This is a genomic window from Micromonospora sp. WMMD967 (genome assembly GCF_029626165.1).
GTDB classification, from domain to species: Bacteria; Actinomycetota; Actinomycetes; order Mycobacteriales; family Micromonosporaceae; genus Micromonospora; species Micromonospora taraxaci.
On record NZ_JARUBK010000001.1, the window covers coordinates 1,867,193 to 1,888,420 of the forward strand.

Below are 21,228 nucleotides of genomic sequence, written 5' to 3' on the forward strand. Positions count from 1 at the left end.
CGAACATTCACGGCCCTGTCCGTGCGATCTCCGGTGCGACGAGCGAACGGTGTCTACCATCTCTGTCATGCGGGAAGCGGCCCGTACCGGGCTTCGGCGACGCGTGCGGGTGCCGCCCCGCCGCGATCCCGGTCCGCTCGCCCGAGCCGTCGCCCGCGTACTGGTCCGCGCCGCCGATGGTGCCACCCGCCTCGTCACCGATCTGCTCGGGGCGGGCCCGGCGGCAGGCCGCGAGCGCATCTCCGAGGCCGACCTGCGGGACCTGGTCGCGGCGAACACGGTGCTCGACCCGGACGAACGGCGAATCATCGACGAGGTCCTCGTGGCCGGCGCCAGCCTGATCCGCGAGGTGATGATGCCGCGCACGGAGGTGGTCTTCCTCCCGGCGCGGTTGACCATCGCCGAGGCCGCCCGGCTGGTCCGCGCCGAGACGCACACCCGTTACCCGGTCACCGACGGCACCCACGACGACGTGGTCGGCTTCGTGCACCTCCGTGACGTGCTGCTGCGGCCGGACGCCGACAACTGCGTCACCGTCGGTGAGTTGGCCCGCGAGGTGAAGCGGCTCCCCGGCAGCAAGCGGGTGCTACCCGCGCTGACCGAGATGCGCCGGGAGGGCCAGCACCTCGCCGTGGTGGTCGACGAGTACGGAGGCACCGCCGGGATCGTCACCCTCGAGGACCTCATCGAGGAGTTGATCGGCGAGATCCACGACGAGTACGACGCCGCTCCGGACCCCGTACGCGCCGGTCTGCCCACCGTGGTGGACGGCCGCCTCAACCTCGCCGACTTCGCCGAACGGACCGGAGTGGCGCTGCCCGCCGGCCCCTACGAGACGGTCGGGGGGTTCGTGATGGCCGTGCTGGGTCGGTTGCCGGTGGTCGGCGACGAGGTGCCGGTGCCCGCTGAACCGGACGAGGTCGCCGAGCCCGACCCGGCCGGACCGCCGGGCGGCTGGCTGCTCCGGGTGCTCGCACTGGACGGCCGCCGGATTGCCCGGCTCGCGGTGTCCGCCGTCCGACCGTCGGAGCAGCGCCGCGAGGACAACGCCGAGCAGCGCCGCGAGTCCGTTCGGGGAGTCGGCCCCGGACAGGTGCGGGAGTCGATGGCGGGGCAGCAGCGCCGATCTGTGGTCGGACCGACGCGGTGGGTCGACGCGGGCGAAGCGCCCGAGGTCAGCAGCCCGACACCGGCGGGGCGCAGCCGACCCGCCGGCCCGTCATGACGGACCCGGTCGCTTGCTGACAGAATTGTCGCCATGTCCGACGTTCCCGCCCGCCCCCGCGTCTTCTCCGGCATCCAGCCGACGGCCGACTCGTTCCACCTCGGCAACTATCTGGGCGCGGTCCGGCACTGGGTGGCTCTCCAGGAGACCCACGACGCCTTCTACTGCGTCGTGGACCTGCACGCCATCACCGCGGGGCACGACCCGGCGCTGCTGCGTCAACGCAGCCGGGTGGCCGCCGCCCAGCTCTTCGCGGTCGGGCTCGACCCGGAACGCAGCACCCTGTTCGTGCAGTCGCAGGTGCCCGAGCACCCGCAGCTGGCCTGGGTGCTCGGCTGCATCACCGGCTTCGGCGAGGCCAGTCGGATGACCCAGTTCAAGGACAAGTCGCAGAAGCACGGCAACGAGCGGTCGAGTGTCGGGCTGTTCACCTACCCGATCCTGCAGGCCGCCGACATCCTGCTCTACCAGGCCAACGCGGTGCCGGTCGGCGAGGACCAGCGCCAGCACCTGGAACTCTCCCGTGACCTGGCCCAGCGGTTCAACGCGACGTTCGGCCCGACGTTCACGGTGCCCGCGCCGCACATCGTCAAGGACACTGCGAAGATCACCGATCTTCAGGACCCGACGGCGAAGATGTCCAAGTCGTCGTCCTCACCGGCCGGCATCATCGACCTCCTGGACGACCCGGCCCGCTCCGCGAAGAAGATCCGGTCGGCGGTCACCGACACCGGTCGGGAGATCGTCTTCGACACCGAGACCAAGCCCGGTGTGTCCAACCTGCTCACCATCCACTCGGCGCTCAGCGGGCGCGGCATCGACGAGCTGGTGGCCGCGTTCGCCGGCCGCGGCTACGGCGACCTGAAGAAGGAGCTGGCCGAGGTCGTCACGGACTTCGTCCGGCCGATCCAGGAGCGCACCCGCACCTACCTCGACGACCCGGCGCAGTTGGACAAACTGCTCGCCGGCGGTGCGGAGAAGGCCCGCGCGGTGGCCGCGACGACCCTGCGGTCGGCGTACGAGCGGGTCGGATTCTTCGCGCCCGTCCGCGGCGAGTAGCTCCACGGACAGGTGGGCGGGTTGGTGGCCGGAGGGGCGGCGCGAAGCGTGGATCGCAGTGGCGGGGTTTCGCCGACCGGTGACACCACCCAGATCGGCATCGCGGTGGACATTCCCGAGCCGTGGGGTGGTCGGCTCACCCGTCGGCGGGTTGAGGCCGGCGACCCGCTCGCCGTTCCCGCGCACGTGACGCTGCTGGGGCCCACCGAGATCCAGACGGCCAACCTACCCGCGGTCGAGCAGCACCTGGCCGCCGTCGCCGCCGCGCACCTGCCGTTCACACTGCACCTGCGGGGCACCGGCACGTTCCGCCCGGTCACCCAGGTGGTGTTCGTCGCGGTGGCCGCCGGCATCAGCGAGTGCGAGTTGCTGGCCGCCGCCATCGCCGCGGCGCCGGGCCTTCATCGCGAGGCGCGCTTCCCGTACCATCCGCACGTCACCGTGGCACAGGACGTGGCGCCGGAGGCTCTGGACAAGGTGTACGAGGATCTGGCCGACTTCTCCGCGATGTTCGAGGTCGACGCGTTCACCCTGTTCTCGCACAGCGGGCAGGCCCGGTGGCAGCCGCGTCGGGATTTCCGCCTCGGCGACTGACCCCCGTCGGCGACGCGCCGGCCGGCGAGCATCAGGAGCCGGTTGCCACCACAGCAGTGGGAGATCGGCGAGGATGATCGCGTGAACGTGATCGGCCGGATCGAGGCGGGCATCGACCGCTGGGTGAGCGCCGCGCGCCACCGGTCGGGGCTCTTCGACCACGTGTGGCGGGCCGGCGCGCTGTACGCCGAGGTGCTGGCCGGGAGGCTGGCGGCGGCGATCGCCTACTACGGCTTCTTCGCGGTGTTCGCTCTCGCCCTCGTCGCGTACTCCGTCTTCGGCGCGATCCTGGAGGACAACGACGAGGTCAGCGCGGCGGCCGCCGACTTCCTCAAGGACAACCTGCCGTTCCTGGACGCCCAGCAGATCGCCAACTCCAGCAACACCGTCGGTGTGGTCGGTCTGGTCATCCTGGTCTTCACCGGCATCGGGTGGGTGGAGGCGATCCGGTCCTCGCAGCGGTTGATGTACCAGCTCAACCAACAGCCGGGCAACCTGGTGATCCGACGGCTGGTCGACCTGGGCGTGATGATCGGCGTCTTCGTGCTGCTCGGCGTATCGGTCGCGGCGGTGGACGCGCTGGAGTCGCTGCTGCGGTTCCTGCTGCGCAGCACCGGTTCGGTCGGCCTCACCACGATCAGCGCCGTGCTCAGCGTGCTGGTCAACGCGGTGCTCGCCACCGCGTTGCTCGTCGCGGTGCCCCGGCTGCGGATGAGCAGGTCCCGGTTGCGTCCGGTGGTGTTGCTGGTGGCGGTCGGCATCACGTTGCTGAACACGGTCGGGCGGTACTACGTGGTGCGCACCGAACGCAATCCGGCGTACACCGTGGTTGCCGGCGCCGTCGGTCTGCTGCTCTACCTCTACCTGCTCAACCAGTTGGTGCTGTTCGGCGCGGCGCTCCTCGCGACCTCATCGAGTGGGCGGGTGGTGGACCTGGCGGAGGCCGCCGCCCCGCCGAGGGACGTGGACGAGGACACCGATCCGGGTACGCCGGGCGGTGCGGGCTGATGACGGAAGGTGCAGAGGTGCTGATCTCGGTCGACCCGGACTCGTCGGTGCCCCCGTACGAGCAGGTACGCGGGCAGCTCGCCGAGCTGATCGGTGACGGCCGGTTGCCGGTGGGCAGTCGACTCCCCACCGTCCGGCAACTCGCCGCCGACCTGCGACTGGCCGCGAACACTGTCGCCCGGGCGTACCGGGAGTTGGAGGCCGCGGGGCTGCTGGAGACCCGTGGGCGCAACGGCACCTTCGTCGCGCCCGGCCGGGACGACGCCGTCGACAGGTTGCAGCGGGCTGCCGCCGGGTACGCGGCCGAGGCGGCTCGGCTCGGCGTGGCGCCGGCCACCGCGCTCGCTCTGGTCCGTGCGGCCCTGGACGCCGCCCGCCCTGGCTGACCGACCACGGATAGGCCGCCGGACGGGCGGTAACTGCGCCGAAAGGCATCGTGAACCGTGTTCGCGGACCATGATGAGCCGGTGGGCGCACTCATGACACTGGACCTGCCGGGGGACTCACCGCTCCTCGGCCTGCCGTGGATCATCACCTTCGGTCCACTCGGTGACCTAGACGAGTGGGAGCCGGTGGTCTGCGGGCCGTACGAGCGGCCGCACGCGCTGGCGTTGGCCGAGGCGGTGGTCGCCGAGGAGCAGTTGATGGCAGTGGTGGAGCCGCTGCTGCCGGCGCTGTCGGCAGACGAGATCCGCAGTGAGATCGCCGCCGCGCAGGTCGCCGCGGAGGACGAGGCCCGTCAGGTGGAGGGGGCTGACCTCTACGGTGACTTCGAGGACGTGATCGACGAGGAGTTGGACGCCGCCGCCGACGAGGCGGGGCACGGCGAGCCCGCCGAACCGCCGAACGAGGCCGAGGTGCGCGCCGGATTCACCCGGATCGCCGCCCTGCTCACCGCGAAGTGACGGCCCGGACGGGCGTGGACGGACACCGGCGCCACGCGGAGTCGAATCCGCGTGGCGCCGGTACCACCTCGCCCCCCACCACAAGGGGCCGGTAGCCCAGTCGCCCGTCGGCGCGGGGCACGACGGACGACCAGGTCGAGAACGAGTTACCCGCTCAGCGTCGTTCCAACCAGGCTGCCGCGTCGACGGGCAGCAGAAGACCGGCACCCTGCTCGGCGAGCGACTCGCTGGCGACGATCGGCTCGCCGTATCCGTCGATCGGGACCGGCGCGCCGCTGAGGTTGACGATGCAGGTCAGTACGGTTTCACCGGCCGTGCGGGAGAAGGCCAGCACGTCCGGGTCGCTCTGAAGCCAGGTCACACCTGATGTGTCGCCAGCCAGCGCGGGATGTGCACGCCGGATGCGCAGCGCGGCGCGGTACAGCTCCAGCGTCGAGCCCGGCACGCCGGTCTGCGCGGTGACGGAGATGGCCTGCCAGGTCGCCGGGGCCGGAAGCCAGCTCAGCTCGCTGCCGGCCGGTCCGAAGCCGTACGGGGCCAGTTCACCGCTCCACGGGATCGGCACGCGACACCCGTCGCGGCTCTCGCCGGTACGCAGGAACGCGGGGTCCTGGCGCATCTCGTCGGGCAGGTCGAGGACCTCGGGCAGGCCCAGTTCCTCGCCCTGGTAGAGGTAGGCGCAGCCGGGCAGGGCGAGCATCAGGAGGCTGGCCCCGCGTGCTCGGCGCAACCCTTGGGCGCCGTCGCCGTAGCGGGTGACGTGCCGCTGCTTGTCGTGGTTGGACAGCACCCACGTGGTGGGTGCACCGACCACTGCCGACTCGGACATGGCGGTGTCGATCACCTTGCGGAACGAGTCGGCCGACCAGGTGGCGTCGAGGAAGTCGAAGCTGAACGCCTGGTGCAGCTCGTCCGGGCCGATGTAGCGGGCCAGGCGTTGCGGGGTCTCGGCCCACGCCTCGGCGACCGCCATCCGACCGCCCGGGTAGCTGTCCAGGATGGGCCGCCAGGCGCGGTAGATCTCGTGTACCTCGTCCTGGTCGAAGTAGGGCAGGCGGCCCTTTCCGAGCAGTTCGACCTGACGCTGGCCGGTGGTCATGGTGCTGAAACCGACGTCCGGCAACCCCTCGGCCTTGATCATGCCGTGGGCCACGTCGACGCGGAAACCGTCCACGCCCCGGTCCAGCCAGAACCGCAGTACGTCCTCGAACTCGGCGCGGACCTCCGGGTGACGCCAGTTCAGGTCCGGCTGGGCCGGGTCGAACAGGTGCAGGTACCACTCACCGTCCGCGACCCGGGTCCAGGCAGGGCCGCCGAAGATGCTCTCCCAGTCGTTCGGGGGCAGCTCGCCGTGCTCGCCCCGGCCTTCGGCGAAGAGGTAGCGGGTCCGTTCCGGTGAACCGGGGCCGGCGGCGAGGGCGGCGGTGAACCATCGGTGTGCGCTGGAGGTGTGGTTGGGCACCAGATCGATGATGATCCGCAGCCCGAGGGCGTGCGCGTCGCCGATCATCGCGTCGAAGTCGGCGAGGGCGCCGAACATCGGGTCGACGTCGCGGTAGTCGGCGACGTCGTAGCCGCCGTCGATCATCGGCGAGGTGTAGAAGGGGGTCAGCCAGAGGGCGTCCACTCCGAGGTCGTGCAGGTACGGCAGGCGCTGCCGGATGCCCTGCAGGTCACCGATGCCGTCGCCGTTGCTGTCGGCGAAGCTGCGCACGTAGACCTGGTAGACGACCGCGGAGCGCCACCAGTCGTCGTCAGTGCGGGGCGGGGCGGTGGTGCTGACGGTCATCGGTGGCGTTCCCGTGTGTCTCGAGCCGGCGGTGAATGGGCACACGCTGCGGTGCGGTCGGTTACCCGCTGGGTGCTTGAGCAATATGCCCGCACGGCACTGCAAGAGTCAAGCAGATCTTGCGCAAGGAATGCTGGCGATAGCGCCGCTCAGGCGGGAATGACCAACGCCGACGTGCCGGGCCGGTGCGGATTCGAGGTGCCCGCACCGACGTGCGCGCCAGCGGGCGCGACCGCCGTGGAACCGCGCACCACCAGCTCCGGACGGAACAGGTACTCCGAGTGGGGGGCGGCGTGGCCGTTGATCTCGTCCACGAGGGCTCGGACGGCGGCCACCGCCATCGCGGTGACCGGCTGCCGCACGGTGGTCAGTGGCGGATCGGTGAAGGCGATCAGCGGCGAGTCGTCGTAGCCGACGACGGAGAGGTCTTCGGGAACCCTGAGGCCACGCTGCCGGGCAGCCCGGATCGCACCGAGAGCCATCAGGTCGGAGCCGCAGACCAGGCCGGTGACGCCGCGGTCGAGCAGGCGCCCGGCCGCCGCCTTGCCACCCTCCACACCGAACAGCGTCAGCTCGGCGAGCGGGCCGAGATCGACCTCGGCGACGCCGGCCAGCCGGGTCATCGCCGCACGCCATCCGGCTACCTTGCGCTGCACCGGCACGAACCGGTCCGGGCCGGTGATCAGGCCGATCCTGCGATGCCCGAGTGCGACGAGGTGGGCCACGGCCAACTCGGCGGCCTCCCGGTCGTCGCAGGACACGAAGGGCGCGCCAATGCCCGGCACGTACCCGTTGATCATCACAACCGGCAGTGGCCGAGCAATCAGCGCCCGGTAGCGGTCGTGGCTGGCGGCGGTGTCGGCGTGCAGACCGGAGACGAACACGATCCCGGAGACCTGCCGGTCCAGCAGCATCTCCACGTACTCGTCCTCAGTGACGCCGCCGGCGGTCTGGGTGCAGAGCACAGGGGTGAACCCACTCTGCGCCAGGGTCGATTCGATGACCTGTGCGAATGCGGGGAAGATCGGGTTGTCCAGCTCCGGCACGACCAGACCGACCAGCCCGGCGCTGCGCTTGCGCAGCCGTGCCGGGCGCTCGTAGCCGAGAACGTCGAGGGCGGTGAGGACGGCCTGTCGGGTCTCCGGGGCAACGCCGGGGCGATCGTTGAGCACCCGCGACACCGTGGCCTCGCTGACTTCGGCCTGTTGGGCGATGTCGGACAGTCGAGCGCGCATGGCGGCACTTTAGCCCACGGGCAAGTTCTTGCGGCGACCTTTGCAAGCTCTTCCAAAACCTGCAACCTCTTGCTAACGTGCCCGCAACATGCGAGAGCAGCAGCGCAGGGTCTCTGCGCTGATCAGTAAGAAATTCCAGCGGTTCCACTGGCGGGTCGCCCTTCCCCCGGCGAACCCGCCATGACGACAGGAGTACCGATGCGCATCCGTACCGCGGGTGTGGTTGCCGTTCTCGGCTTGGCGCTTGCCGCCTCCGGCTGCGGTGGTGACAGCGACGAGCCGGCCACGAAGGAAACCCCCAAGGCCGCCGGCGGCAATCTGGTGATCTGGGCCGACGACAAGCGGACCGCCGCCCTCAAGCCGTTCGCCGAGAAGTTCGGACAGGAGAACGGCGTCACCGTCGAGGTGCAGGCCGTCCCGAACGAGGACCTCCAGAACAACTTCGTGACCGTGTCGAGCCAGGGCGGCGGCCCGGACGTGGTGATCGGCGCACACGACTGGATCGGCAACCTGGTCCAGAACGGTGCCATCGAGCCGGTACAGCTGCCCGACGAGCAGAAGGCCGCCTTCAACGAGACCGCCATCAAGGCCGTCACCTTCAACGGCCAGCTCTACGGCGTGCCGTACGCGCAGGAGAACCTGGCGCTGATCCGCAACACCGAGCTGGCCCCCGATGCGCCCGCGACGATCGAGGAGCTGGTCGCCACCGGCAAGCAGCTCAAGGCGCAGAAGAAGGTCACCGAGACGCTGTGCCTGCAGGTCGGCCAGAAGGGCGACGCGTACCACATCTACCCGCTGTACGCCTCGGCCGGCGGTTACCTCTTCGGCACCACCGCGAACGGCGACTACGACCCGAAGGACCTGGGTGTGGGTAAGCCGGAGTCGATCGAAGCGTTCAAGAAGATCGCCGCGCTCGGCGAGAAGGGCGAGGGCGTCTTGAAGCGCTCGATCGCCGACACCAACTCGACCGCCACCTTCACCGGCAAGAAGTGCGCCTTCCTGGTCTCCGGGCCGTGGGCGACCGCCGATGTGAAGAAGGCCGGCATCACGTACGACGTCTCCGCCGTTCCCGGCTTCGCCGGTGGCAAGGCGGCCGCGCCGTTCGTGGGCGTGCAGTCCTTCTACGTGGCCGCGAAGGGTAAGAACAAGGCCCTCGCCCAGGAGTTCGTCGTCAACTACGTCGCCAAGCCGGAACTGGCCGTGGCGCTCTACCAGGCCGACCCGCGCCCGCCGGCGCTGACCGCCGCGCTGGACCAGGTCAAGGGCAACGATCCGGACCTGGCCAAGTTCATCGAGGCCGGCAAGAACGGTCAGGTGCTCCCGGCCATCCCGGCCATGGCCGCGATCTGGGACCCGTTCGGCAAGGCCGAGGCCGCTGTCATCGGCGGCGCCGACCCGACCAGCACGGTCACCGCGGCCGGCAAGACGATCGCCGGCTCGATCAAGTAATGAGCACACCGCTGTCCGGCCCGGGGTCTGCCCAGCAGGCCCCGGGCCGGGGGCCCGTCCGCACCGGGTCCCCGCGCACGTCCCGTACCGCGCGGAACCACGCGCCGATCACCGTAACCGGCCTCGCGGCGAAGGTGATCCTGCTCGGCCTGGTGGCCGGGACCGCGATCTGGGCGGCCTTCCCGCTGGTGGAGGCTGAGCAGTGGGTCGGTCTGGCCGTGCTGGTGCTGACCACTGCCACGCTGTTCTATCTCTACCTGGGCCGTCGGCACGTCCCGGCGAAGTACCTCGTCCCGGGCACGCTCTTCCTGATCGCCTTCCAGATCGTGCCGGTGCTCTACACCGCGAGCACGGCCTTCACCAACTTCGGCGACGGGCACCGGGGCAGCAAGGACGACGCGATCGTCGCGATCCAGAGCTCCTCGGTGAAGCAGGTCCCGGGTTCCACCCAGTACCCGATGACGGTCGCCACCACTGGCGACCCGGCCACCGGTGCCCTGGTCTTCCTGATCACCGACCCGCAGACCGGTGCGGTCTCCGTCGGAGACGCTCGGGGTCTGCGCCCACTCGATCCCGGCGCGGCCACCGTCGCCCTCGGCGGGAAGGTCACCGCGGCCGACGGCTACACCGTGCTCAACGTCGGCCAGGCCAGCGCCCGCAGCAAGGACGTCACCGACCTGGTGGTGCCGACCGCCGGCGGCGCGCTGCGCTCGTCCGGCCTGTCCCGGGCGTACGAGGGCAAGGCCGTCCGAGCGTACGACGCGGGCTGCGACTGTGTGAAGGACAGCGACACCGGCCAGACGTGGACCGCGGACGGCGACGTCGGCGCGTTCGTCTCCGCCGACGGTGAGCGGCTGGCCCAGGGCTGGAAGGTGAACGTCGGGTTGTCCAACTTCACCCGGGTGCTCACCGACGAGCGGATCGCCGGGCCGTTCCTCGCCACGCTGGTCTGGAACTTCGCCTTCGCGATCGGCTCCACCGGCGGCACGTTCATCCTCGGCATGCTGATCGCGCTGGCGCTGCACTCGCCCCGGATGCGGGGCACGAACCTCTACCGGATGTTGCTGATCCTGCCGTACGCCATGCCGTCCTTCGCGATGCTGCTGGTCTGGCGGGACATGTTCAACACCGACTTCGGGCTGATCAACAACCTGTTCGGGCTCGGGGTCGACTGGTTCGGGCAGGACTGGTCGGCCCGCGCCGCGGTGATCCTGGTGCAGCTCTGGCTCGGCTACCCGTACATGTTCCTGGTGGCCACCGGCGCGCTACAGGCCATCCCACGGGAGTTGACCGAGGCCACCTCGGTCGACGGGGCGTCGCCCTGGCAGTCGTTCCGGGCGGTCACCCTGCCGCTGCTGCTGGTCGCGCTCTCGCCCCTGCTGATCTCGTCGTTCGCGTTCAACTTCAACAACTTCAATGCGATCTACCTGACCACCGAGGGGGCGCCGTTCCCGGCGGACAACCCCAGCAACGGTGCCACCGACCTGCTGATCACCTACACGTACCGGCTGGCGTTCGGCGGGCAGGCCGCGCAGTTCGGCTTCGCCGCGGCGATCTCACTGTTCATCTTCACCATCGTCGCGGTGGTCTCGGCGGTCAGCTTCCGGCGGACCCGCCAGCAGGAAGAGGTGTACTCGTGACCACGCTCACCGGCGCGGACCGCACGGCGGCGGTCAACCACATCATGGGGAGACGGAGGAACCGCTGGTTCGCCCAGGTCGGCTGGCGGCACCTGGTCGGCCTGCTCGGCGTACTGTTCAGTCTCTTTCCGCTCGTGTTCGTCGTCTCGGCGGCGCTCAATCCGCTCGGCACCCTGTCCTCCACCGAGTTGGTGCCGACCGGCGGGGTGTCGTTCGAGAACTTCGGGGATCTGTTCGCGCGCACCGAATTCGCCAACTGGTTCCTGAACTCGCTGCTCATCGCAGGAGGCGCGTCGTTCGCCTCGGTCTTCCTCTCCGCGCTCGCGGCGTACGCCTTCTCCCGGATGCGGTTTCAGGGGCGACGGGTGGGGCTGCTGTCGCTGCTGTTGATCCAGATGTTCCCGCAGTTCCTGGCGATCGTGGCGATCTTCCTGATCTTCGGCACGATCACCGATCTGTGGCCGGCCATCGGTTTCAACACCTCGTGGGGCTTGATGCTGCTCTACATGGGTGGCGCGCTGGGCGTGAACACCTGGCTGATGAAGGGCTTCTTCGACACCCTGCCCCGGGAGTTGGACGAGTCGGCCACCATGGATGGCGCCTCGCACGCCCAGGTCTTCTTCCGGATCATGCTGCCGTTGGTGGCGCCGATCCTCGCGGTCACCGGGCTGCTCGCCTTCATCAACACCATCAACGAGTTCCTGATGGCGAGTGTCTTCCTCACCGACACCGACGCCAAGACCCTCGCGGTCGGCATGCGCGGCATGTTGCAGGGCGGCGAGCGGAACACCAATTTCGGGATCTTCGCCGCCGGCACCCTGCTCACCGCGATCCCCACCGTGCTGGTGTTCCAGTTCCTCCAGCGCTTCATCGTCTCCGGCCTCACCTCCGGCGCGGTCAAGGGATGAGTCGTCGACGCGCCGACCGGTCGACCCCACTACTACAAACCGTCGTTCATAGGAGAGGATGAGCGGCGTGGAAGCACTTCGACTAATCCTCCTCTATGTCCATCTGATCGGCTTCGCTCTGCTGCTCGGCGGCTCGATCGCCCAGTACGTCAGCGGTCCGATCCGGATCAACCAGGCCATGCTCTGGGGGGCGGCGATCCAGCTGTTGACCGGGCTCGGACTCTCCGCCCCGCTCCGCGACGGAGACGAACCGGCGCCGGCGAAACTTGTGACGAAGCTGGTCATCGCTCTGCTGATCTTCGTCATGGTCTTCTTCTCCCGGAAGCGGGACGCGGTGAACCGCGGCCACTTCCTGGCAATCGTCGGCCTGACCCTGGTCAACGCGGCGGTCGCGGTCTTTTGGCGGTAACGTCCGGGGAGGGGGCCGCCCCCCGAAAAACGGACGTTGCGGACGCCCAGGCGCTTGCTTACCAGCACGAAGAGTGACGTGCCCCACGCAAGGGTTACACCCGGGTAACAGGCGCTCAACAGTCGTGCACGATTGTCGGCCGGTGGGTGGGCGCGGGCGTACGCTCCCGTCCGTAACGTGGGACAGCCGGCGGCACACCCGCAGGCCGGCTGATGGGCTGCCACCGCACAAGGCGCGGTGAGCAATGGGAAGGAGACGTCTTGCGCTCGGTGCGTGGGATGCGGATCGCCTCGATTATCGCGGTGGGTGGGCTCGCGCTCACCGCCGCCGCTTGTGGCGAGGCCCCCGAGGATGACAACAACGCCGGCAGTGGCGCCAAGAAGTTCAGCGCCTGCATGGTGACCGACGTCGGCGGCATCGACGACAAGTCGTTCAACGCCTCAGCCTGGAAGGGTCTGCAGGAGGCCAAGGCCGCCAACGACAACATCGACATCAAGTTCGTCGCGTCGAAGGCCGAGGCCGACTACGAGCCGAACCTGACGCAGTACGTCAACCAGAAGTGCAACTTCATCCTCGCGGTCGGTGGCCTGATGGCCAACGCCACCTCGAAGATCGCCAAGGCGAACCCGAACCAGGAGTTCGGCATCGTCGACGCGAACCCGGGTGACGCCAACGTCTACCCGATGCAGTTCGACACCGCCCAGGCCGCGTTCCAGGCCGGTTACCTGGCCGCCGGGATGAGTAAGTCCGGCAAGGTGGCCACCTACGGCGCGCTGCCGATCCCGCCGGTCACCATCTTCATGGACGGCTTCGTCGACGGGGTGGCGTACTACAACACCACCAAGAAGAAGAACGTCCAGGCGCTGGGCTGGAACAAGGAGACCCAGAAGGGCTCCTTCACCAACGACTTCGCCAAGCAGGACGAGGGCAAGAAGGTCTCCGACGCGCTGGTCGCCCAGGGCGCGGACATCATCATGCCGGTCGCCGGCGGCTCCGGCCTCGGCACCACCGCCGCGGCCAAGGCCTCGGGCGGCAAGTACAACACCATCTGGGTGGACGTCGACGGCTGCGAGAGCACCCCGGACTGCTCCGCGATCATCACCACGGTGGTCAAGAACATCCCGGAGGCCGTCAAGGAGGCTGTGGTCAAGGCCGCCGCCGGCGACAAGCTGCCGGCCAAGCCGGGCTTCGTCGGCACGCTGGCCAACAACGGTGTCTCGATCGCTCCGTACCACGACTTCGACAGCAAGGTTCCGGCCGAGCTGAAGGCCGAGGTCGACAAGATCAAGGCGGACATCGCCGCCGGCACCATCACCGTCACCTCGAAGGCCCAGCCGACCAAGTGACAACCGGCCGGCCCCTCCGGTGAGATCATCGGTGGGGGTCGGCGGGGACAGGTACGACCGATCGGCCGCTTCGGCCCTGCGGGTGACCGTGGGGTCGGAGCGGCCGATCGCGCACCACGTCGGCCGGGCCGTTCCGGCCGGGTTGACGGCAGCTAGGCTGCACCATCGCTCGCACTCCAGGAGGTTGCGCTGAGACTCGAACTGCGCGGCATCACCAAGCGGTTCGGTGATCTGGTCGCCAACGACCACATCGACCTGACGGTGGAGCCTGGAGAGATTCACGCCCTGCTCGGCGAGAACGGCGCGGGCAAGTCGACCCTGATGAACGTGCTCTACGGGCTCTACCAGCCCGACGAGGGCGAGATCCTGGTCGACGGCAAGCCGCTGAAGCTGAAGGGCCCGTCCGACGCGATCGGCGCCGGGATCGGCATGGTGCACCAGCACTTCATGCTGGTGCCGGTCTTCACCGTCGCCGAGAACATCATGCTCGGCGCCGAGCAGACCCGGGGCGGCATCGCCGGTTTCCTGGACCGGCGGCGCGCCCGGCGCGAGGTCGCCGAGGTGTCCGAGCGCTACAACCTGCGGGTCGACCCGGATGCGGTGATCGAGGACCTGCCGGTCGGCATCCAGCAGCGAGTCGAGATCGTCAAGGCGCTCACCCGCGACGTCGACCTGCTCATCCTGGACGAGCCGACCGCGGTGCTGACCCCTCAGGAGACCGAGGAACTGCTGACGGTCATGCGGTCGCTCAAGGCGGCCGGCAAGTCGATCGTCTTCATCACCCACAAGCTCGGCGAGGTCAAGGCCATCGCCGACCGGATCACGGTGATCCGACGCGGCAAGACCGTCGGCACCGCCTCACCGGAGGCCAGCCGCGACGAGTTGGCCGCGCTGATGGTCGGGCGCAACGTCCGGCTCACCGTGGACAAGGCCACGGCCACCCCGGGCGAGCCGGTGTTGGAGGTGGCCGGCCTGGTCGTCGACGACGACCGGCAGATCCGCGCGGTCGACGGGGTGGACCTGACAGTGCGCGCGGGTGAGGTGCTCGGCGTCGCCGGCGTGCAGGGCAACGGCCAGACCGAGCTGATCGAGGCGATCATGGGTCTGCGGCCGGTGCTCGCCGGCACGGTCAGCCTGGCCGGCGACCGGATCGACGGTTGGAAGCCCAAGAAGGTGCTCCGGGCGGGCGTCGGTTACGTGCCCGAGGACCGCAGCGTGGACGGCCTGGTCAAGGAGTTCAGCGTCGCGGAGAACCTGGTGCTGGACATCTACGACCGTCCGCCGTTCGGTGCCGGGCTCGCGCTCAAGCCAGACGCGATCGCGGCCTCCGCGAAGGAGCGGATCGAGCAGTTCGACGTCCGCACCTCATCGGCCGACGCGGCGGTGGGCACCCTCTCCGGCGGCAACCAGCAGAAGGTGATCGTGGCCCGGGAGCTGTCCCGGCCACTGAAGCTCTTCATCGCCGCCCAGCCGACCCGTGGCGTCGACGTCGGGTCGATCGAGTTCATCCACAGCCAGATCATCCACGAGCGGGACATCGGCACCGCCGTCATGGTGGTCTCCAGCGAACTCGACGAGGTCATCGGTCTGGCCGACCGGATCGCTGTGATGTACCGCGGTCGGATCATCGGCATCGTCGGTCCGGACACTCCGCGCGAGGAGATCGGCCTGTTGATGGCCGGCATCAGCCCGGACGCCGCACACGAGGCCGTCGCGGCACCCGCCGCCGACGAGCCCGACGCATCGGCCGCCGACAGCGAGCCCGACGCGGCAGACGGGCACCCGGCGAGCGACGCAGGCTCCGCGAGCGAGGACAAGGCATGACCAACCCTTCCAACCCGCAGTCGGGCTCCCCGGACAAGGAGCCGGCGAGCGAGGCGCAGGCCGCGCACAACGCGCTCGGCAACACCGAACGGGCCGAGGTGGCGACGCAGCCGGACCGCTCCGCCGCGAAGCCGGAGCAGGGTCCGGAGCCGAAGCCGAGCCTGGGCCGTTTGTTCCTGGACAACCTCTGGGCGGCCAACACCTTCACTGTGACGTTGCTGTCGCTGGTGCTGGCGATCGTGGTCGGCGCGGTGCTGATGATCATCTCTGATCCGGCGGTGCTGTCCACGTACTCGTACATCACCTCGCGCCCGTCGGACGCGATCACCTCCAGCTGGACGTTGGTCAGCGAGGCGTACGCGAACCTGTTCAAGGGCTCGGTCTTCGACCCCGAGGCGTTCACCGGCTGGTTGAACGGCACCAACGGGTGGCAGCCCGTGCTCGCGCCGATCTCGGAGACGCTCACCTATGCCGCGCCGCTGGTCTTCACCGGTCTGTCGGTGGCGCTGGCCTTCCGGGGCGGCCTGTTCAACATCGGCGCGCAGGGTCAGGCCACGATCGGCGTGATCATGGCGGCGCTGGCCGGCTTCCTGCTGCCGCTGCCGCCCGGCCTGCACCTGCTGGTGGCGGTGCTGGCCGGCGCGCTGGGCGGAGCGATCTGGGGGTTCATCCCCGGCATCCTCAAGGCCCGCGCCGGCGCGCACGAGGTGATCAACACGATCATGCTCAACTACGTCGCCACGTACTTCCTCACCTGGCTGATCGTGCAGAACGGCGTGCAGGACCCGACCCGTACCGACGCGATCAGCAAGGCGGTCGACACCTCCGCCCAGCTGCCCCGACTGCTCGGCGACAACCTGCGGGTGCACGCCGGCATCCTGCTCGCCGTGCTGGCCACCTGGGCGGTCGCCTGGCTGCTGAACCGCTCGACCCTCGGCTTCGAGCTGCGGGCGGTCGGCGCCAACCCCGACGCCGCACGCACCGCCGGCATCAGCGTCACGCGGACGTACATCCTGATCATGGTCTTCGCCGGCATCCTGGCCGGTCTCGGCGGCTCGAACATGGTGCTCGGCTCCACCGCCAGCGCGTTGACCCCGCTGGTGGTCGCGCAGATCGGCTTCGACGGCATCCTGGTGGCGCTACTCGGACGGGTGAAGCCCTGGGGGGTCCTGCTGGCCGCGCTGCTGTTCGGGGCGTTGCAGGCCGGTGGCAACCGGATGCAGTCGTACTCCGGGATCTCACTGGAGCTGGTGACGGTGCTCCAGGCGCTGATCGTCATCTTCATCGCCGCGCCGGCCCTGGTGAAGGCGATCTTCCAGCTCCGGGCCGCACGTGCCGCCCGGTTGCAGACGAGCCTGGCGAAGGGCTGGTAACTCATGTCCACCATGGCTGTCCCCGACATCGCCGTCGCTCCGGTCGACGAGGGCTTCTGGACCCGTAGCCGCAAGGTCGGCCTCACGCTGCTGGGGCTCGGTCTGCTGGCGGCGGTGCTCTTCGGTGCGCTCGCCACCGACCAGCAGGCCCGGTTCACGCTCAGCGACGACGCGGCCGGTGCCGCACTGGAGATCAACGGCACCATCGGGGCGATCCTGTTCGGGATCATCACGATCGCCGCCGGCGCGGCGCTGCTCGCCGGTGTGCCGAAGCGGTGGTTCCTCCCGGTGCTCGGCGTCGGGCTCGTCGCCTTCGTGCTCTCGTTCCTCTGCTGGCAGGTGTCCGCCGCGCCGGCCGGACAGAACTTCATGCCGCTGGTCAACATCATCCGGGGCACGTTCATCCTGGCCCTGCCGTTGATCTTCGGTGCGCTCGCCGGGGTGCTCTGCGAACGTTCCGGCGTGGTCAACGTGGCCATCGAGGGCCAACTGCTGATGGGTGCCTTCAGCGGTGCGTTGTTCGGCAGCATCTCCGGCAGCGTCTGGGTGGGCCTGGTCGCCGCTGCCATCGGCGGCGCGTTCATCTCGCTGCTGCTGGCTGTCTTCGCCATCCGCTACCTGGTCGACCAGGTCGTCATGGGCATCGTGCTGAACCTGCTGGCGGTCGGCGTCACCGGCTTCCTCTACGAGCGGCTGATGCAGACCGACGCGGCGAAATACAACAGCGCGCCCCGCTTCAGCAACTGGGAGATCCCGCTGTTGAAGGACATTCCGGTGCTCGGGCCGGCGCTGTTCCGCGGCAACATCTTCCTCTACCTCGGGCTGCTGCTCGTGCTGGTGATCCACATCGGGCTCTTCCGTACCCGGTGGGGTCTGCGTACCCGCTCGGTCGGCGAGCACCCGATCGCCGCCGACACGCTCGGCGTCAAGGTGCTGCGGGTGCGCTACCGCAACGTGTTGCTGGCCGGCGTGGTCGCCGGTATCGGCGGCGCGTCGTACACGCTGGCGCTCTACTCGTTCACCAAGAACATGATCGGCGGTAAGGGCTTCATCGCGCTGGCCGCGCTGATCTTCGGTCGGTGGAACCCGACCGGCGCGCTGCTCGCCGCGCTCTTCTTCGGCTTCGCCGACCAGCTCGCCACCTACCTGGGTGCGATCAGCAGCTCGATCCCCAGCCAGTTCCTGGCCATGCTGCCCTACCTGGCGACCATCCTGGCCGTCGCCGGGCTGGTCGGTCGGGTCCGCGCACCGGCCGCCGACGGCAAGCCGTACATCAAGGGCTGACCCGCTCGTTGTGCCCGGCGGGCCTTTCCGCCGGGCACGCTCCGTACGCCGTCCAGCCCTTCCCACACGTTCCATGGTCAAGTGATGAAAAGTAGGTCTCAGGGACGTCTCACGCCTACTTTTCATCACTTGATCACGAAAGTGGGAGCGGTGAGCCGAGCGGGGGCGGGAGCGGTGAGCCGAGCGGGAGCGGTGAGCCGAGCGGGGCGGAGCGGGAGCGGGGCGGCAGCGGGGCGCGACGGGAGCGGCAGGTGTCGGGGCGGGAGCCCTGCTCGCTCCTGACCTGGGCTACCTGGGCAGAATGGCGGCATGAGCGACATTGACTGGGCGCGGTTGCGCGCCGCCGCGACCGACGCCATGCGGCACGCGTACGCGCCGTACTCGACGTTCCCGGTGGGCGCCGCCGCGCTGGTCGACGACGGCCGTGTGGTGGTGGGTTGCAACGTGGAGAACGCCGCCTACGGGGTGACGCTCTGCGCCGAGTGCGGAGTGGTCTCCAGCCTGCACGCCACCGGTGGCGGTCGACTCGTCGCGCTGTCCTGCGTCGACGCCACCGGCGAGCCGTTGATGCCGTGCGGTCGCTGCCGGCAGCTGCTCTGGGAACACGGCGGCCCGGAGTGCCTGATCGAGACCAAGGGCGACCCGCTGCGGATGGCCGAGCTGCTGCCGCACGCCTTCGGCGTCGAGGACCTGGAAGCCGTCACCGGGGAGACTCCGGTGCCGGTGGTCCCCGAGCGGCTTGCCGCGTGGCGCGGGCGCGGCACCGTCTTCGTGCACGCGGACATGTCCGCCGGCCAGCAGGTCTGGACGGCGTACTGGGAACGCTCGGCCGGCGACGACGCGGGCGCCGAGACCGGGGTGCTGGAAGAGGCGCCGAGCTGGGACGACCCGGCCGAGGCGATCACCTGGGGGATGGCACGCACACCCCGGGTCGTGGTGGTCGACGAGACCGGCACCATCTTCTGGGCCGGCGAGGGGGAGCCGCCTGCGGAGATCCCTGTTCGCTGGGGTTGAGCTGTGGTTGCGGTTTGGCACGGTCGGCCCCGGCCCTGACGTGGTCACGGGCCGTGGATCGGGATCTGCAACAGACTAGGAAAGATCTTTGATGAGTGGGTTTGCTGCTGTTGACGTCATTCGGGCCAAGCGGGACGGCGGGGTGCTGTCGGACGCGCAGATCGACTGGGTGGTCGACGCGTACACCCGGGGGGCTGTCGCGGACGAGCAGATGTCCGCGCTGGCGATGGCGATCCTGCTCAACGGCATGACCGGTCCGGAGATCGCCCGGTGGACCGCCGCGATGATCGCCAGCGGTGAGCGGCTGGACCTCTCGGCGGTACGCCGGCCGACAGTCGACAAGCACTCCACCGGCGGCGTCGGCGACAAGATCACGCTGCCGCTCACCCCGTTGGTGGCGGCCTGCGGCGCGGCGGTGCCCCAGTTGAGCGGCCGGGGTCTCGGGCACACCGGCGGCACGTTGGACAAGTTGGAGTCCATCCCGGGCTGGCGGGCCACGGTCAGCAACGACGAGTTCATCGAACAACTGGACAAGGTCGGCGCGGTGATCTGCGCGGCGGGCGCCGGGCTCGCCCCGGCGGACCGCAAGCTGTACGCGCTGCGCGACGTGACCGGCACCGTGGAGGCGATCCCACTGATCGCCAGCTCGATCATGAGCAAGAAGATCGCCGAGGGCACCGGCGCGCTGGTCCTCGACGTCAAGGTCGGTTCGGGCGCCTTCATGAAGTCCGTCGACCAGGCCCGTGAGCTGGCGCGCACCATGGTCGAGCTGGGCGGCGCGCACGGCGTCCGCACGGTTGCCCTGCTCACCGACATGTCCACCCCGCTCGGCCTGGCGATCGGCAACGCCGTCGAGGTGACCGAGTCGGTCGAGGTGCTGGCCGGTGGTGGGCCGGCCGACGTGGTGGAGCTGACACTCGCGCTGGCCCGGGAGATGCTCGACGCCGCAGGCCTGCCGGACGCCGACCCGGAGGCGGCGTTGCGCGACGGTCGCGCGATGGACTCCTGGCGGGCGATGATCCGGGCGCAGGGCGGCGACCCGGACGCGCCAATGCCCGAGGCCGCCGAGGTCGAGGTGGTCCGCGCCGAGCAGGACGGGTACGTCGCCGCCGTCGACGCGTACGCCATGGGGGTTGCGGCGTGGCGGCTCGGCGCGGGTCGGGCCCGCAAGGAGGACCCGGTCAGCGTGCCGGCCGGTGTGGTGTTGCACAAGCGGCCGGGTGACCCGGTGCGGGCCGGTGACGCCCTCTACGAGCTGCGTGCCGAAGACGCGACGCGGATCCCGGCGGCGTTGGCGGAGGCCGCCACGGCGGTGCGTGTCTCGTCGACCGCTCCGGCGTCGACGCCGCTGGTCATCGAGCGCATCGGCTGACCGAACAGGGGTCGGGGTGGGCATGGTGCCGAGCACCTGGGAGCGCTATTGTCGCAGGCCAAGGGGGGATCACCGGCCCTGCGCCGGCGCGAGCAGACAGGAAGACCCGCCGTGACCGTTGCTGCCCCCGACCCACGTGAGGTGCGCGAGGCGAGCCTGGAAGAGCTGTCCCGGCTCGGCCTGCCTCTGCCGCCGGCCCAGTTCCCGCTGGTGTGGGAGCCGGGTGACGAGATCGACCTGCGCCCGACGGGGGAGATCGAGGCGCGGATCGCCGTCCTGCACCTGATCCTGGCCCGGTGCTTCGGGATGCCCCCGCAGGCGGCGATGAGCTGGCTGCTCGGCTCACACCTGGTGGAGATGGTGACCCCGCCGGAGTGGCAGTTCGTGATGGGTGGCAAGGGCGACCACCGTTCGTTCGTGCTGCACCACGACGCGCTCTTCGCGCTGGCCTGGGTGCTCGGGTTGAGCAAGCAGCTCGACCCGACGTTGGCCGTCGACGAACGGCTGGTCGAGCAGCTGCCGCACATCGCCGGTGGGGAGACCTTCCCGCACTGGCGCTCCCGGATCCTCACCGCGCCGCAGCACCCGGCCGACGCGGCGGCTCTGCTCGACCTGCACTACTGCCTGGACTGGGCCTACCTGGAGACCGAGCGCGACGGCCGCAGGGCACCGGGCCTGGTCGACGCGAACGCGATCGGGCAGCGCCGCTGGGCACTGGAGTGGGCGGTGATCCTGCGCGGGCCGTACCACGACGAGCCCCCGGGTTGGGAAGAGGTCGACCTCTCCACCTGAGG

General features: G+C 69.8%; 18 protein-coding genes and 1 pseudogene. 17 read left to right on the forward strand and 2 right to left on the reverse strand.

Features of this window, described 5'->3' with window-relative positions; translation table 11 throughout:
• Nucleotides 1–67: 67 nt before the first annotated feature.
• The 6 genes and pseudogenes from O7631_RS08895 to O7631_RS08920 all read left to right on the forward strand — a co-directional run.
• Nucleotides 68–1,042: pseudogene (locus tag O7631_RS08895) on the forward strand (hemolysin family protein); the annotation flags it as partial.
• 216 nt (nt 1,043–1,258) lie between these two features.
• Entirely contained in the window at nt 1,259–2,284 is a 1,026-nt protein-coding gene (gene trpS / locus O7631_RS08900) for a tryptophan--tRNA ligase (protein ID WP_088986421.1), read from the forward strand.
• A 24-nt stretch (nt 2,285–2,308) separates the two neighbouring features.
• Nucleotides 2,309–2,878, forward strand: coding sequence for a 2'-5' RNA ligase family protein (locus O7631_RS08905; RefSeq protein ID WP_278143830.1), 570 nt, complete (start codon nt 2,309–2,311; stop codon nt 2,876–2,878).
• 81 nt (nt 2,879–2,959) lie between these two features.
• Nucleotides 2,960–3,886 carry a YhjD/YihY/BrkB family envelope integrity protein gene (locus O7631_RS08910; RefSeq protein ID WP_088986420.1) on the forward strand — a complete coding sequence of 309 codons (927 nt, stop codon included), beginning with the start codon at nt 2,960–2,962 and terminating at the stop codon, nt 3,884–3,886.
• Nucleotides 3,886–4,272 carry a GntR family transcriptional regulator gene (locus O7631_RS08915; protein ID WP_088986419.1) on the forward strand — a complete coding sequence of 129 codons (387 nt, stop codon included), beginning with the start codon at nt 3,886–3,888 and terminating at the stop codon, nt 4,270–4,272. Before O7631_RS08910 ends, O7631_RS08915 begins: the two co-directional genes overlap by 1 nt.
• A gap of 81 nt (nt 4,273–4,353) precedes the next feature.
• Nucleotides 4,354–4,791, forward strand: coding sequence for a hypothetical protein (locus tag O7631_RS08920; protein WP_269681201.1), 438 nt, complete (start codon nt 4,354–4,356; stop codon nt 4,789–4,791).
• Nucleotides 4,792–4,945: 154 nt separating this feature from the next.
• Here the strand turns inward: O7631_RS08920 and O7631_RS08925 are convergent, their stop codons facing one another.
• Nucleotides 4,946–6,580: a glycoside hydrolase family 13 protein gene (locus tag O7631_RS08925; RefSeq protein ID WP_278143831.1), complete on the reverse strand. Its 1,635-nt coding sequence runs from the start codon at nt 6,578–6,580 to the stop codon at nt 4,946–4,948.
• Nucleotides 6,581–6,729: 149 nt separating this feature from the next.
• On the reverse strand, nt 6,730–7,815 hold the full coding sequence (locus O7631_RS08930) for a LacI family DNA-binding transcriptional regulator (RefSeq protein WP_278143832.1): 1,086 nt from the start codon (nt 7,813–7,815) through the stop codon (nt 6,730–6,732).
• Between the two features lie 198 nt (nt 7,816–8,013).
• Between O7631_RS08930 and O7631_RS08935 the strand changes: the two genes are divergently transcribed.
• The 11 genes from O7631_RS08935 to O7631_RS08985 all read left to right on the forward strand — a co-directional run bounded on the left by O7631_RS08935 (nt 8,014) and on the right by O7631_RS08985 (nt 21,226).
• Nucleotides 8,014–9,264: a maltose ABC transporter substrate-binding protein gene (locus O7631_RS08935; protein ID WP_278143833.1), complete on the forward strand. Its 1,251-nt coding sequence runs from the start codon at nt 8,014–8,016 to the stop codon at nt 9,262–9,264.
• Nucleotides 9,264–10,904, forward strand: a complete 1,641-nt coding sequence (locus O7631_RS08940; RefSeq protein ID WP_278143834.1) for an ABC transporter permease subunit — start codon at nt 9,264–9,266, stop codon at nt 10,902–10,904. The genes O7631_RS08935 and O7631_RS08940 overlap by 1 nt, the downstream gene beginning before the upstream one ends.
• Before the next feature lie 44 nt (nt 10,905–10,948).
• Complete coding sequence (locus tag O7631_RS08945) at nt 10,949–11,812, forward strand: sugar ABC transporter permease (protein WP_278147887.1); 864 nt, start codon at nt 10,949–10,951, stop codon at nt 11,810–11,812.
• A gap of 67 nt (nt 11,813–11,879) precedes the next feature.
• On the forward strand, nt 11,880–12,221 hold the full coding sequence (locus O7631_RS08950) for a hypothetical protein (RefSeq protein ID WP_145786243.1): 342 nt from the start codon (nt 11,880–11,882) through the stop codon (nt 12,219–12,221).
• A gap of 278 nt (nt 12,222–12,499) precedes the next feature.
• Nucleotides 12,500–13,567, forward strand: a complete 1,068-nt coding sequence (locus O7631_RS08955; protein WP_278147888.1) for a BMP family ABC transporter substrate-binding protein — start codon at nt 12,500–12,502, stop codon at nt 13,565–13,567.
• A 249-nt stretch (nt 13,568–13,816) separates the two neighbouring features.
• The gene (locus tag O7631_RS08960) at nt 13,817–15,391 is read left to right on the forward strand and encodes an ABC transporter ATP-binding protein (RefSeq protein ID WP_347403539.1); all 1,575 of its coding nucleotides are present in this window, start codon (nt 13,817–13,819) and stop codon (nt 15,389–15,391) included.
• A complete protein-coding gene (locus O7631_RS08965; RefSeq protein ID WP_278143835.1) occupies nt 15,388–16,764 on the forward strand; it encodes an ABC transporter permease in 1,377 nt (458 codons plus the stop codon). The genes O7631_RS08960 and O7631_RS08965 overlap by 4 nt, the downstream gene beginning before the upstream one ends.
• Nucleotides 16,765–16,767: 3 nt before the next feature.
• Nucleotides 16,768–18,048, forward strand: coding sequence for an ABC transporter permease (locus O7631_RS08970; RefSeq protein ID WP_278143836.1), 1,281 nt, complete (start codon nt 16,768–16,770; stop codon nt 18,046–18,048).
• A gap of 309 nt (nt 18,049–18,357) precedes the next feature.
• On the forward strand, nt 18,358–19,062 hold the full coding sequence (locus O7631_RS08975) for a cytidine deaminase (RefSeq protein ID WP_278143837.1): 705 nt from the start codon (nt 18,358–18,360) through the stop codon (nt 19,060–19,062).
• Between the two features lie 91 nt (nt 19,063–19,153).
• Nucleotides 19,154–20,434, forward strand: coding sequence for a thymidine phosphorylase (locus O7631_RS08980; RefSeq protein ID WP_278143838.1), 1,281 nt, complete (start codon nt 19,154–19,156; stop codon nt 20,432–20,434).
• Between the two features lie 111 nt (nt 20,435–20,545).
• Nucleotides 20,546–21,226, forward strand: a complete 681-nt coding sequence (locus O7631_RS08985; RefSeq protein WP_278143839.1) for a DUF4272 domain-containing protein — start codon at nt 20,546–20,548, stop codon at nt 21,224–21,226.
• Nucleotides 21,227–21,228 lie beyond the last annotated feature (2 nt).